This is a genomic window from Akkermansia sp. NBRC 115031 (assembly GCF_030268505.1).
GTDB classification, from domain to species: Bacteria; Verrucomicrobiota; Verrucomicrobiia; order Verrucomicrobiales; family Akkermansiaceae; genus Akkermansia; species Akkermansia massiliensis.
In genome coordinates, this window is record NZ_BSQU01000008.1 from 47,858 (window position 1) to 61,249 (window position 13,392).

General features: G+C 58.1%; 10 protein-coding genes. 7 read left to right on the forward strand and 3 right to left on the reverse strand.

The window, feature by feature from the left end; all coding sequences use genetic code 11:
* Positions 1-113: 113 nt before the first annotated feature.
* Entirely contained in the window at positions 114-716 is a 603-nt protein-coding gene (locus QSJ36_RS11110; RefSeq protein ID WP_253232070.1) for a hypothetical protein, read from the forward strand.
* Between the two features lie 15 nt (positions 717-731).
* Here QSJ36_RS11110 and QSJ36_RS11115 read toward each other — a convergent pair whose 3' ends face one another.
* Positions 732-1,490: a sel1 repeat family protein gene (locus QSJ36_RS11115; protein ID WP_102728641.1), complete on the reverse strand. Its 759-nt coding sequence runs from the start codon at positions 1,488-1,490 to the stop codon at positions 732-734.
* A gap of 72 nt (positions 1,491-1,562) precedes the next feature.
* Complete coding sequence (locus QSJ36_RS11120) at positions 1,563-2,480, reverse strand: metalloregulator ArsR/SmtB family transcription factor (RefSeq protein ID WP_102728642.1); 918 nt, start codon at positions 2,478-2,480, stop codon at positions 1,563-1,565.
* Between the two features lie 37 nt (positions 2,481-2,517).
* On the opposite strand from QSJ36_RS11120, the gene metK reads away from it, so the two are divergent.
* The 5 genes from metK to QSJ36_RS11145 all read left to right on the forward strand — a co-directional run bounded on the left by metK (position 2,518) and on the right by QSJ36_RS11145 (position 9,648).
* Positions 2,518-3,702, forward strand: a complete 1,185-nt coding sequence (metK, locus tag QSJ36_RS11125) for a methionine adenosyltransferase (protein ID WP_285468673.1) — start codon at positions 2,518-2,520, stop codon at positions 3,700-3,702.
* A gap of 21 nt (positions 3,703-3,723) precedes the next feature.
* Entirely contained in the window at positions 3,724-5,139 is a 1,416-nt protein-coding gene (ahcY, locus tag QSJ36_RS11130) for an adenosylhomocysteinase (RefSeq protein ID WP_285468674.1), read from the forward strand.
* 1,029 nt (positions 5,140-6,168) lie between these two features.
* Positions 6,169-7,164 (forward strand): hypothetical protein, encoded by a 996-nt coding sequence (locus tag QSJ36_RS11135; protein ID WP_180976164.1) that lies wholly within the window; start codon positions 6,169-6,171, stop codon positions 7,162-7,164.
* A gap of 21 nt (positions 7,165-7,185) precedes the next feature.
* A complete protein-coding gene (locus tag QSJ36_RS11140) occupies positions 7,186-8,445 on the forward strand; it encodes an FAD-dependent oxidoreductase (RefSeq protein ID WP_285468675.1) in 1,260 nt (419 codons plus the stop codon).
* Positions 8,446-8,757: 312 nt separating this feature from the next.
* Complete coding sequence (locus QSJ36_RS11145; RefSeq protein ID WP_253232065.1) at positions 8,758-9,648, forward strand: hypothetical protein; 891 nt, start codon at positions 8,758-8,760, stop codon at positions 9,646-9,648.
* 99 nt (positions 9,649-9,747) lie between these two features.
* Here the strand turns inward: QSJ36_RS11145 and QSJ36_RS11150 are convergent, their stop codons facing one another.
* On the reverse strand, positions 9,748-11,406 hold the full coding sequence (locus tag QSJ36_RS11150; protein WP_285468676.1) for a sulfatase: 1,659 nt from the start codon (positions 11,404-11,406) through the stop codon (positions 9,748-9,750).
* 87 nt (positions 11,407-11,493) lie between these two features.
* Between QSJ36_RS11150 and QSJ36_RS11155 the strand changes: the two genes are divergently transcribed.
* Positions 11,494-13,392, forward strand: coding sequence for a RecQ family ATP-dependent DNA helicase (locus QSJ36_RS11155; protein WP_285468677.1), 1,899 nt, complete (start codon positions 11,494-11,496; stop codon positions 13,390-13,392).

The window sequence follows — 13,392 nt, forward strand, 5'->3', positions numbered from 1 at the left end:
TGGCGGTTCTCCGGGTGCGGATGGCCCTCTCCTCCGGGAAACGCTGGATTTGGATTGCTTTTACGGCTTTTTTCATGTAATTGCTGACCGCAATGGTCCATATCCGGGAATGCATGAGGAAGTGGCTGCCGTTTGTTCTGATGGCGGCGGCTCTCGGAGTGTCTCCGGCCCAGGATGTGGCGAGTCCGGATGCCGCAGAGCTGGACCTGGACCTGGTTAAATTGAAGAAGGGGCCCAAGGGCAGGCAGAGGGAAGCCATGCGGAAGGCCCTTCTGCTCGTACATTTGAAGCAGAAGGAAACGTGGCTGGCGGAGTCCACGGGGGAAGCCGCCCTTCACCTGAAAGCGGAGATTTCCTTCCGGCGGTATCTTGCCGCGGTAGATTTGGCCGGCTGCCCGGAGGAATTCAAACGCGCGTTCCGCCGTTATGCCGGACTGCTGAATTCCTTTGAAGAAAAAGATTTGAAAAGCGTGCGGGATTTTCCGTCCGTTCCCTTGCAGGAGGCCGGAAGGGAGCTTTTCCGGGTATTGCTGAACTACCGTCTGGAGCCGGAGCATCTTCTGGAGGAAATGAAAGCGCTGGTGGATGAAGAGGTGGAAGGTAAAGAGGAGCTGTCTCCGGAGCAGATGATGGACATTGTCCGGGAAGTGCGGGAGGCCCTCCAATCCGGCAAACGCCCCTTTCCTGCGGAAAGGGCTCCGGAGGACAGGGAATGAGGCATGGCCTGTTTTTCACCTGTAGTTTTGTTGAATCCATTCAACAGCTTTCGGGTTTTGCGGCAGGTAGGTTTTTAAAACTTCCCTGATACGCTCCCTGGATTGACGGTTCGCGGGGACCTCTCCGTCCATGGCGGCAGGCATGATCGGGAACGCTTTCTGCCGCTGTGCCTGTTGAAGATAGCGGGCATAGGCGTCCGGGTGCCGTTCCGCCTCCTCCCTGGACGGAATTTCCAGTTTTCCCATCAGGTAGAGCAGGTAAAGGGCCTCCGGGTTATTCAGCGCGGCTGCTTTTTGGTAAAACTCCATGGCTTTCCGTTCATCCCGCATGATGCCGTATTCTTCGTCTCCGCAGGCATACAGCCGTCCCAGTTCCAGGGAGGCGGGAGCGTAAGACTGTCTGTCCGCCTGTATCAGATAGGCGAGGACTTCGGAAGGGTTTTCGGAAATGCATTCCGTGAAGGCTTCATACTGGGCCTGCGGGCTTCCATGGTCCGCCGCTTTTTTGATCCAGTAATTGTATTCATCGACTTTGAGATCGTTTTTGGAGATGAAGTTATGATCCGCCATTTGGCGCATGGCGGGAACGCAGCCAGCCTGCGCCGCTTTTTTCAACAGTTTCTCCTTCTGGTCAAATTGCTCAAAGGGGGAGAGCTCCATGTATTGCCGGTACAGTTCCTCGGGACAGGCTTCCCTCGGGGCGGCTATCCAGTAAATGCCCAGGGCGGCAGCGAGGACGGCGCCTGAAATGATTAATGCGGATTTAATGCTCACAATAGGTGAGCGGTTGCCCGGCAGAATTTTGTCTGAAAAAACGGTTGGAAAAAGGAGTGGGGCGCCTTCCGGTTACGGTTTCCAGGCGGCGGCCATCAGGGTCTGGAAATGGGGAGGTTCCGGTTCCCTGTCCACAATGTCCGTATGGATGTTCCGGAAGCCGGCTTCCTTGAGCATGCTTTCCAGAGCGGCGGGCGTGAAGCCCAGCCAGCGGTCCGCATAGAGTTCGCGGGCTTCCTCCTGCCCGTGCTGGAGCAGGTCCAGAACGACCAGGCAGCCTCCGGGTTTCAGGATGTTCCAGGCGGCTTCCAGGGCCTTGACCGGCTTTTGGGCATGGTGCAGGGCCTGGCTGAGCAGGGCCAGGTCCACGGTGCCGGGATCAATGGGCGGCGTTTCAATGTCGCCCAGGCGGTATTCCAGATTGTCCAGCCCGTGCTTGCGCGCCAGTTCCTGCCCCAGTTCCACCATGCTGGGTGAGTTGTCCACGGCGATCACCTGCTTGGCGCTGGGGGAAATGAGCTGGGAGACGAAGCCTTCCCCGGCGCCCAGGTCCGCCACCACGTCATAATTCAGGATGCGGAGCAGGGCTCCGGCCAGCGCCTTCCAGGAACGGCCCGGAGCGTAGTTCTTGCCCAGGCGGCAAACGACTTCATCAAAGTAGGCCTGCGTGCGGTTCTTGCGCTTGTCCAGAATGACCTGGAGGGCTTTTTTGTCCGTTTCCGCCTCCGGCAGTTCCTCGCAGGCTTTCAGGGCCACGTTGTGCAGGTCGTTGGCCAGGGAGAGGGTGTAAAAAACGTTTTTCCCGGAGCGGGTGTCCTCCACCACTCCTTCCTGCCGGAGCTGGGCAAGCTGCGTGGAGATGCGGCTCTGCCCCATGCCGAGAATTTCCTGAAGCTCCGCAACGCTCAGGGATTCTTCATTCAGAACGTTGATGATGCGCAGGCGGGTGGGGTCCGTCAGGAGTTTGAGCGTTTTTAGGATTGACTTCATGGTGGAATAATATATCAACGCATCGAGATTTATCGATATGAGTAAAAACAACCCTCACATCTTCACGTCGGAATCCGTTGGAGAAGGCCATCCGGACAAGGTGGCCGACTACATTTCCGACTCTATTTTAGACGCCTGCCTGGCTCAAGACAAAACTAGCCGCGTCGCGTGCGAAACTTTGGTGAAGAGCAACATGGTCATCATCGCCGGAGAGCTGACGACCAAGGCGGTAATCAATCCGGAAAAGATCGCCCGCCAGGCCATCCGGGAGATCGGGTACTGCAACCGGCAGGACGACGACGTGTTCCATGCGGATACCGTCTTTTTCACGAACCTGCTCACGGAACAGTCTCCGGACATCGCCCAGGGCGTGGACGCGCGGGAAGCGGAGGGCAAGGGCCACGCGGAGCAGGGCGCCGGGGACCAGGGCATCATGTTCGGCTTCGCGACGAACGAGACGCTGGAGCTGCTGCCGGCCCCCATCGTGTTCGCCCACAAGCTGCTCATGGAACTGGCCAAGCGCCGCAAGCGCGGGCATGTGGACTGGCTGCGACCGGATTGCAAGTCCCAGGTGGCCGTGGCCTATGATGAGGCCGGACGCCCCGTGCATATTGAGAACGTGGTTATCTCCACCCAGCACACGGAGGAAGTGGACCATGATACGATTTACAATTACTGCGTCAGACTCATTAAGACCGTGCTTCCTGCGGAACTGCTGGATGACAGGACGGAGTACTTCATCAATCCCACGGGGAAATTCGTGGTGGGCGGCCCCCACGGGGATTCCGGCCTGACGGGCCGCAAGATCATTGTGGATACGTACGGCGGCATGGGCCGCCACGGCGGCGGCGCCTTCTCCGGGAAGGACCCGTCCAAGGTGGACCGTTCCGCGGCGTACATGTGCCGCTGGGTCGCCAAGCACATCGTAGCCGCCGGGCTGGCGGACAAGTGTGAATTGCAGGTGGCCTACGCCATCGGCTACCCCACTCCCGTTTCCATCCGGGTGGATACCTTCGGCACCGGAAAGGTGGAGGAAAAAGCCATTGAAAGTGCGCTGGAAGGCATTTTCTCCTTCAAGCCCGCGGACATGGTGGAACAGCTCGACCTGCTGCAGCCCATCTACCGCAAGACGACGCATTACGGGCATTTCACCAATCCGGAACTGCCGTGGGAACAACTGGACGAAGCTCGCCTGGCCTCCCTGAAACAACTTCTTCATTAATCCAACGACAACGTTACAGACATGTTTTCAGAAACGGAACATTACAAGGTGCGCGATATCAGCCTGGCGGATTTCGGACGCAAGGAACTGGACATTGCGGAACATGAAATGCCCGGCCTGATGGCCGTGCGTGAAAAGTACGCGGACGCCAGGCCCCTGGAGGGCGTGCGCATCATGGGCTCCCTGCATATGACGGTGCAGACGGCCGTGCTGATTGAAACGCTGACGGCCCTGGGCGCCTCCGTCCGCTGGGCAAGCTGCAATATTTTCTCCACCCAGGACCACGCCGCCGCCGCGATTGCCAAATCCGGCACGCCCGTGTTCGCCTGGAAGGGGGAAACGCTCCGGGAATACTGGGACTGCACCTGGAAGGCCATGAACTTTCCGGACGGTCTGGGGCCGCAATTGATTGTGGACGACGGCGGAGACGCCACCCTGCTCATCCACCGCGGGTATGAGATGGAGGAAGGTTCCGGCTGGGTGAACACCCCGTCGGAGTCGGAAGAAGAGGAAGTCATCAAGGACCTCCTGAAAAAGATCGCCGCGGAAACGCCCGGCATTTTCCACCGCTGGCTGCCTGAGCTGAAGGGCGTTTCCGAGGAAACGACCACGGGCGTGCACCGCCTGTACCAGATGCAGGCCGCGGGCCGCCTGCTGATTCCGGCCATCAACGTGAACGATTCCGTGACCAAGTCCAAGTTTGACAACCTGTACGGCTGCCGCGAGTCCCTGGTGGACGGCATCAAGCGCGCCACGGACGTCATGATCGCCGGTAAGGTGGCTGTGGTCTGCGGCTACGGGGACGTGGGCAAGGGCTGCGCCCAGTCCCTGCGCGGCATGGGCGCCCAGGTGGTCGTGACGGAAATAGACCCCATCTGCGCGCTCCAGGCCGCCATGGAAGGCTACCGCGTGCTGACGGTGGAGGACACGCTGGGCTGGGCGGACATTTACGTAACCACCACGGGGAACTGCGGCATCATCCGCATTGAGCACATGGAAAAGATGAAGGACCAGGCCATTGTGTGCAATATCGGCCACTTCGACAATGAAATCCAGGTGCACAAGCTCCAGACCTATCCCGGCATCAAACACCTCAACATCAAGCCTCAGGTGGACCGTTACACGTTCCCGTCCGGCAACAGCCTGTACCTGCTGGCGGAAGGCCGCCTGGTCAACCTGGGCTGCGCCACGGGGCACCCCAGCTTCGTGATGTCCAACAGCTTCGCCAACCAGGTTCTGGCGCAGCTGGAACTGTGGAATACCCGTGAAAACCGCCCCGCGGGCGTGGAAGTGCTCCCCAAGGTGCTGGATGAGGAGGTGGCGCGCCTGCACCTCGGCAAGATCGGCTGCAAGCTTACCGTCCTGCGTCCGGAACAGGCGGACTACATCGGCGTTCCGGTGGAAGGTCCGTACAAGCCGGACTTTTACAGGTATTGATCCGGCGGGGGCTCCGTTTTCCAGCCGTTTCATCGGGAAGCTTTCCCGGTGGAACGGCTTTTTCCATTTGCGCGGCGGAGCAGGAGAGGGAATGCAGGTGTGCCCACTGTTTTTTCCGTAAAAAGATAAGAGGGGAGAAAATGCTTTCCGGCATCGGCCATTGTTGAAGGAGCGGGAAAATGAAGTCCGTTTCCGGCGCAGAATAGGGTTTTGGCTCCGCGCCCTGGATGGAGGGAATGAAAGAAATATTCTTCCGGAGTGAGCTTCATGTTTTGCTTTCCTGTTATATCAGCCAGTATTCCAACTCAACGTTTCCCCTTGAACACACCACTGCCGGAGAAAAGAAGAAGCCGGTTCCGGAACGCAGGGAGGAATTCGGGAAAATTAAAGTAGCACCGGCTTGTTTCCTGCTGGTATCATGCGGCTTGCTTGCAGGCTTAAAACAGCCCTGTTTCACGGGCGGGTTTGAAATCCGGTGAGACTCTGCAGTCCGGAAAAGTTATGCTCCGGGATGGTGGGCGCAGATCCTGAATCAACGCTCCATCAGTTCTTTTTCACGGGTGCGTGTCGCCTGGGAGCCAGGGCCTCCCGGGCCTGATGGACATTCCCTCCGGAGCGCAGAGACGGTTATGCAAGCAAGAGCTTACGCCATGCTCCAGAAGGGGTTTCAGCCACGAGAGGCCGGAATCTTCCGTTCCCGGGAGCCGGAGCCGCAGCTTCGCCGTTCATCACCGTCGCGCCGTTCCCGTTCCTGCCTGCGCCATTTTTTTGTGTTATACCCTCCCGGCTTTTTTGAAATGAAAAGAAAGCTTATTTACGTCAAGAACGGCCTCTGTCGATGCCGGAGTATTGGCAAACGGAATTTTCCGAAAATGTTTTTCTTTCAAATGTGCAGGCTTGACCCCGGATTTCAAATCCGTAATGTATTCATGAAGCCGTTTTAATGGCGCATGCTCCCAGGGTGCAATCCATGTTTTTCCAATGCCTTCCGTTGAAGGGCGCGGGTTGCTCCCCTACATCAAACGTACCATGGATACTTCTTCCCGGAAAACGGCTCTCGTTGTGTTGTTCAACCACCAGTATGACCGCAACATTCCGGTAATCAGGGAGATTTATTCAAGGCGTTTTTCCGGGCTGCTTCAATTAATGCCCTATTACAGGGGGGACGCTCCGGACGTATGTTCCGTATTCGGCAATTCATTCCAGTTTTATAATTATATTTTACAGGCCCGGGAAAGAATCAGGAATCTGGATGGCGATTATATTCTCATCATCGGAGACGACCTGCTCCTGAATCCCCGGTTTGACGAGTTTTCCACGCCGTCCCTGCTGGGAATCCATGGGGAGGATACGTGCTACCTGGATGGTTTTGTGGATGTCTCCCTGCCGGTGTGCTACCGTGGAACGGTGGAGGCCCACCGTTTTTCCACGGCTCCCGCCGGCATTGATGCGGACAGCGTCAACAAGAATGTTCCGCCGTACGGGGAAGCCCGTCAGATTTTGAAATCCAGGAACCTCATGCAGCATGACGAGCTGTCCCGCGTGCGCATGTTCCTGCCCAAGTGGAATCCCGGCGGCGGCATTCATGCCAACTGGAAGGTGCTGAAGGGCAGAATCTGGCATCTGCTGAACCACTGGAAGCACCGGATCAAAAAGTACCGGTATTCCTATCCCGTCGTCTTCGGTTATTCGGACATCGTGTGCATTCCGAAAGGGAAGTTTGACGATTTTTGCCGCATCCTTGAGGTATTTTCCGCATGGAACATGTTTGTGGAGCTTGCTATTCCCACAGCCTTGCAGCTCCTTCCCGGAACGCGGCTGGCTACGCTGGAAGACACGCAGTACAAGTCCGGAAACGTCTGGTTCCCGCAGGATCCGGAACATTTTGAGGCCATGAACGCCGTTATTGACGGGCTGGTGTCCTCTTCCGGCGGAGACCTGGGCAAACTGCTTGCCTCCTTTCCGGAGGACTACCTGTACCTCCATCCCGTGAAATTGTCCAAATTCGGTGCGCGTGGTCTTTAATCCATTGATTTTCTTTATTCCATGATGAAATATGCTGTGATCGGAGCCGGAGTTTCCGGATTGTCCATGGCCGGAATGCTCTTGAAAAAGGGGCATGAGGTAGTGGTTTACGAGAAGGACAGCCGCCCCGGCGGCCTGGTCAAGTGCGCGGAGGTGCAGGGCAATTTGTACCACCTGGTAGGCGGTCATGTGTTCAATTCCCGGCGGCAGGAGGTATTGGACTGGTTCTGGTCCCGGTTTGACAGGGAGCGTGATTTTGTTTCCGCCCGCCGCCGTGCCGTCATTTCCCTGGAGGGCGGGGCTGTGGTGGATTATCCCATTGAGAACCATCTCGACCAGTTTCCGGAGGCCGTCCGTTCCTCCATTGTCCATGAACTGCTGGAGCTTTACAGGAATCCCCCTGCGGAACCCAGTTCCCTGGGAGAATTTTTCCGGAACCGTTTCGGGAAGACCCTGAACGACCTTTATTTCACGCCCTACAACAACAAGGTGTGGCGGCAGGACATCAACGGAATCGCCATGGACTGGCTGGAAGACAAGCTGCCCATGCCGACCGTGGCGGAAATCCTGTTGAATAACATTGGGCGCGTCAATGAAAGCGCCATGGTGCACAGCTCCTTCTTTTATGCAAAGCGCGGCGGCTCCCAGTTCCTGGCGGATACGCTGGCGCGCGGCCTGAAGGTCAGGTACCGGGCGGAGGCTGCGGACATCCGTGCGCAGGATGGAAAATGGCTCGTGCAGGGAGAATTGTTTGACCGGGTTGTTTTTACAGGGAATGCCAGGCAGCTTGCGGATTGCTTTCCCGGCGTGGATGAACTCCGTCCGTTCCTTCCCCGGATTTCGGCATTGCGCTCCCACGGCACCACCTCTGTGCTGTGCCGGATTGACCCCAACGGCTATAGCTGGATTTACATGCCCTCCCCGGACCACCGTTCCCACCGCATCATCTGCACGGGGAATTTTTCCAGGAACAACAATAACGGAGACATTACCACCGCCACCATTGAGTTTTCCGAGAAAATGACGGAAGAGGAAATCCGGACGCAGCTGAAGCTCATCCCCTTTTCCCCCTCCTACCTGGCCCATCACTGGGAGGAATATACCTATCCCGTGCAGGATGCGTCCAGCCGCGCCCTGATCCGGGAGCTGAAGGAGCGCCTGGAACCCAGGGGCATTTACCTGCTGGGGCGTTTTGCGGAGTGGGAGTATTACAATATGGATGCGGCCATCGGCGCCGCCATGGACCTGGATAAGCGGCTGGACGCGGAGCTTCAGCCATAAGGGCGCCCCCGCGGACGCGGGAATATAAAAAAGGCGTTTATCGGCAAGTATCCGGCCAAATCTGTGGATTGTTAATCCGCTGTCAATGGAAAATTTTAACGGAGAACGAATTCCAGATATTTGACGTGTAATAAAAAAGATTTTCCATCATCCCCGTAGGATGGCCTGAACAGACAACTTTTTCAGGGTTATATTTTTACAGGTTCTCTTTTATTTTCTCCAAACAAGCGGATTAACAACTCGCTAGAAAGGGCGTGCAGAAAGCATGGCCCATGTTCTACCAAGCCATGCGTTTACCCGGAATCAACGCGCATGGCTATTCGTTATTGTTCTTTCGCGACACGCGGCTACCGCTGGCGGCAGTGGATGCGGATGACAAGTTTAAAGCTGGCGGACCCTTCCGTGGAATTGTCTTTCTGGAATCTTGGCCGCCTGCTGTCCGCAGGCATCAGGCGCGAGGTGTCCTGGTTTGACCCTCATTTGCATGGGGCTGGTTACTGGTGCTGGAAACCCTTCATCATGCTCAGGGAACTGGAAAGCCTGCAGGAAGGGGACTATTTGCTTTACACGGATGCGGGGCGTCCGCCGGGAACGCTTTTCCGCCATTCAGTACAGCCTCTTGTCCAATGGCTGGAGGAGAAGGGGCAGGATATCCTGCCGGGAGTGAATATCTCCTATTACACGGGAGATTTGTCAAGATGGTGCAAGCAGAGCGTTTTTGACGCATTGAATCTGGATATCAGGGATTTCGAGCATAGCCCCCTGATTCAGCCGACTCCGTGTTTCCTGAAAAAATCGGAAGAAAGCGTCCGGATTCTTCGTGAATGGATGGAACTATGCCGGCAGTTCAGCCTGGTGTCTTCCCCGACTCCGGAGGAAAAAAGCCGCTGCCGTGACAATTTTGCGGACCATACGCATGACCAGACGCTGTGGTCGCTTGTTGCGGCCATGAACCATCTGGATTGCCTTTATTCCGGGAAGGGAGTCATCCATCTTGACGGGAGGCAGCCCTTTTTACGGCACCCCGGATTTGATGACAAGGATCCGGACTTCTTTTTGGGAGAGCTTGGAGCGGAGAGGGTGGAAAGGCCTTTGCTTACCTTTCTCTCCGGCGTTCACCAGGGGATTGCTTTTTGCGAGAAGGCCGTGAATAAATTGTCCAAGATCGCCGGATTGGGGCCCCTCAAAGGTTTTTACGGGTAAGGCCGGGGTGGAATAGCCGTTACCGGGGCGGGATACGCAAGGAATAAAAAGGCGCCGGAATCTTCCGGCGCCTGGGAAAAGTTCCGCTGGAACGGCTTCCTACCAGGAAGCGTCAAATTTGGGGATGGGCGTTCCCTTTCCTCCGGGGCAGTTTTCCGGTACCTTGTACGCCTTGCGGAGTTCGTTGTAGCGCTTCTTGAGCTGTTCCACGGTGGACTTGTAGGCGGGATCGTCAATGACGTTGTTCATCTGCATGGGGTCCTTCTTCATGTCAAAGAGCATCCATTCGTCACTGGTCCAGATGTAGGAGAGCGTGTAGCGGTCCGTCCGGATGCCGTCGTGGCGCGGGGCGTTGTGTTCGCCGGGATTCTCGTAGAAACAGTAGTAGATGGCGTCCCTCCAGTTGTCCGGCTTCTTGCCCGTGAAGGCCGTGGGAAGCAGGGAAACGCCCTGGAAGGTGCTCATGTTTTCCGGGGTGTCCGCTCCTGCCGCGGAAACGATGGTGGGAGCGTAGTCGATGTTCTGCACCATGGTGGTGTTGCGGATGCCCGCGGGAATTTTGCCGGGCCATCTCATGATGAGGGGCATGCGGAGCGATTCCTCAAAAATCCAGCGCTTGTCGTACATGCCGTGTTCGCCCATGTAGAAACCCTGGTCGCCGCAGTAGATGACCAGCGTGTCTTTGGAAAGGCCTTCCTTGTCCAGATATTTCATGAGGCGTCCGATGCTGTCGTCCACGGAAAGCAGGCAGCCCAGGTAGTCTTCCATGTAGGCGTGCCATTTCCATTCCGCGAAGGCTTTCGGGTCTTTCAGCTTCCCGGATTTCATGCCGTCCACCAGGGACTTGGTGCGCTTGGCGTAGTAGTTCGTCCAGGTTTTCTTTTCTTCCGGGGTCATGCGGTTCAGTTCGCCCAGGTCCCAGCCGTAGCCGGGGGAGACGATGCTCTTGCGCATGTCTTCCGGCACCTGGTCCTTGAGCACCTTGAGGTCAGAATAAATCGCCATGTGCCTGGCTACGGTCTGCTGGTTTTTCTTCAGGAATTCCGGGCGGTTGGCGTAGTCGTCATGGAAGTTGGCGGGCGGCGTCAGCTTGGACGTGTTTACCTTGCCCAGATGGCGCAGGGCGGGGCACCAGGCGCGGTGAGGAGCCTTGTGGCCTACGACGAGAAGGAAAGGCTTGTCCTTGTCCCGGTTTTCCAGCCATTGGATGGATTTGTCCGTGACCACGTCCGTGGCGTAGCCGGGGAAGCGCTTCGTCTGGCGCTTCCCGTTCGGCTTGAGGCTGATGAAATCCGGATTGTAGTAACTGCCCTGGCCGGGGAAGATTTCCCACGTGTCAAAGCCGGTGGGGTCTGATTCCAGATGCCATTTGCCGAACAGGCCCGTCTGGTAGCCGGCTTTTTGCAGCATCTTCGGGTAGGTGGGCTGGGAGCCGTCCAGCGGCCTCTGGCCGTTGAAGACGAAGCCGTTCATGTGGGAGTGTCTTCCGGTCAGGATGCAGGCGCGGGAGGGTCCGCACAGGGAGTTGGCGCAGTAGCTGCGGTCAAAGACCATGCCTTGCCTGCCCAGCTTGTTGAAGTTGGGCAGCGAGACGGGGGAATCGTTCTTGGAGGTGCCCAGCGTCTGGTAGGCGTGGTCGTCCGTGATGATGAAAAGGATGTTCGGCTTTTTATTCCCCGCAGCCTTGGTCTGGGCTGTGAGGGGAGCTGCCGCCAGCAGGACCAGAGTTCCGGCAATGATGGTTTTCAAAGGTCTCATATTGCATGGAGGATATAGGATGAAGCCACCGTGTCAATGTCATAGGATTCCTTTTGCCGGGATTTTCCGTTATGATATCATTTTCCCATGCATTCCTCCCCGTTGGAAGACACGCTGCGTTTGTTCGGCAAGGAGCGGTTCCGCCCCATGCAGCGGGAGCTGATGGAGTGCGCGCTGGCGGGCCGGTCCTGCATCGGCATTTTGCCTACGGGTTCCGGCAAGAGCCTTTGTTACCAGATTCCGGCAGTGCTGGGAGACGGGGTGACGGTGGTGGTTTCCCCGCTGATCGCCCTGATGCGAGACCAGGTGGCCGGGCTGGAAAAGCTGGGCGTGGCCGCGGCCAGGTATGATTCCTCCCTGGCGGAGGAAGAGAAGGGCGCCCTGCTGGACAGCCTGAAGTCCGGGGCCGTCCGCCTGCTGTTCGCCGCGCCGGAGTCTCTGGAATCCCCGTGGATGCGGCAGGCCATGGAGTTTGTTTCTCCCGGCTTGTTCGTGGTGGATGAGGCGCACTGCCTCTCGGAGTGGGGGCACAGTTTCCGCCCGGATTACCTGGGGCTTCCCGTTTTTTTTAAAAAGCATGGGTTCCGGAGCGTTATGGCCCTGACGGCCACGGCTACGGAACGGGTGTGCCGCGACCTGGCCGCCCTGTTTGACGTGCAGGAGGACTGCATCTTCCGCGCCGCGCCTTACCGGGCGAATATTTTCCGCCAGGCGGAAGTGCTGAAGGAGCAGGATAAAACCGCGCGGCTGGTGCAGTTTTTGAAAGAGGACGGCCACCGTCCCGCCGTGGTGTACATCCGCACCCGGAAGGATGCGGAGAATCTTTCCTATGAACTGGGGAAGGCCGGTTTTTCCGTCAAGTCCTACCATGCGGGCATGCCGCCGGAAACGCGGGGGCTGGTTCAGGATGAGTTCCTGGCGGGGGCGGCGGACGTGCTGGTGGCGACGATCGCCTTCGGCATGGGAATTGACAAGCCGGACGTGCGCTCCGTGGTGCATTACCATCCCCCCGCCAGCCTGGAAGCGTATGTGCAGGAATCCGGCCGTGCCGGGCGCGACGGGCTGCCTTCCTTCAGTCTGGTGATGCTGTCCGGGCGCGACGGCGTGGCCGTGGTCAACCGCCTGCATGCGGCGGAGCCGGAACGCCATGGCGTAAAAGGGCTGGCGTCCCTGCTGTCCCGGAGGGGAGAGCATATTGTGTCCCTGTATGAGGCCTCCGCGGTCCATGACCTGCCGGATGTGGCGGTGGACCGGATGCTCTTTGACCTGAAGCGTTCCGGTTCCGTCCGGGAACAGGGCATGGGGTACAAGTATTACAAGGTGCGCCCCCTGTTCCGGATGGAGGAAATCCTGTGCGGCCGCGACGGGGAGGAACGTTCCCGGCTGCAATGGATGGACGGCCACCGGGAGGGGGAAGTGGAGGCTCTGGCCGCGGAATGGGGGATTTCCTGGGAAGAAGCCGGCGCATGGCTTGACGAGCTGGCCCTTTCCGGGGAATGGAAGGTGGACCTGCGCCAGACAGCCCTTCACCTGCATTCGGAAGGGTTTGATGCGGAAGAAGCCGCGGAGGAATTCGCGCAGTATTTTTCCCGGTCCCGGCTGAACGGGCTGGAACGCTGGAAAACGTGCGTTTCCACGCTGACGTCTTCCGCCTGCCTCAACAGGAGCCTGGACGCCTACTTCGGCTTCCGGGAGCCGTCCGGACCCTGCGGGCATTGTCCGGGGTGCTGCGGCGCAGTACCTGCAGAGATGGAATTGGAGGAACCCGGACCGCTTCCGGAAGAACTGCGTTCCGCCGTCATGGAGCTGGCGGCGCAGAGGAAGCCCGCGCTGGCCCGCCCTTCCCAGTTGACGCGTTTTCTGCTGGGGCTGGCTTCTCCGGCGGCCATGCGCGCGCGGCTGTGGGGGCACCCCCTTTACGGGACGCTGGCGGACAGAAGCTGGGAGGACGTGTGGATAGAGGCCCGCGCCCTGTTGGGGAATTAG

What these genes read in the sequence shown, in the direction of transcription:
- metK (WP_285468673.1), top strand. Translation starts at nt 2,518, where the DNA reads ATGAGTAAAAACAACCCTCACATCTTCACGTCGGAATCCGTTGGAGAA.
- QSJ36_RS11140 (WP_285468675.1), top strand. Translation starts at nt 7,186, where the DNA reads ATGATGAAATATGCTGTGATCGGAGCCGGAGTTTCCGGATTGTCCATG.
- QSJ36_RS11120 (WP_102728642.1), bottom strand. Translation starts at nt 2,480, where the DNA reads ATGAAGTCAATCCTAAAAACGCTCAAACTCCTGACGGACCCCACCCGC.
- ahcY (WP_285468674.1), top strand. Translation starts at nt 3,724, where the DNA reads ATGTTTTCAGAAACGGAACATTACAAGGTGCGCGATATCAGCCTGGCG.
- QSJ36_RS11135 (WP_180976164.1), top strand. Translation starts at nt 6,169, where the DNA reads ATGGATACTTCTTCCCGGAAAACGGCTCTCGTTGTGTTGTTCAACCAC.
- QSJ36_RS11155 (WP_285468677.1), top strand. Translation starts at nt 11,494, where the DNA reads ATGCATTCCTCCCCGTTGGAAGACACGCTGCGTTTGTTCGGCAAGGAG.
- QSJ36_RS11145 (WP_253232065.1), top strand. Translation starts at nt 8,758, where the DNA reads ATGGCTATTCGTTATTGTTCTTTCGCGACACGCGGCTACCGCTGGCGG.
- QSJ36_RS11110 (WP_253232070.1), top strand. Translation starts at nt 114, where the DNA reads ATGAGGAAGTGGCTGCCGTTTGTTCTGATGGCGGCGGCTCTCGGAGTG.
- QSJ36_RS11150 (WP_285468676.1), bottom strand. Translation starts at nt 11,406, where the DNA reads ATGAGACCTTTGAAAACCATCATTGCCGGAACTCTGGTCCTGCTGGCG.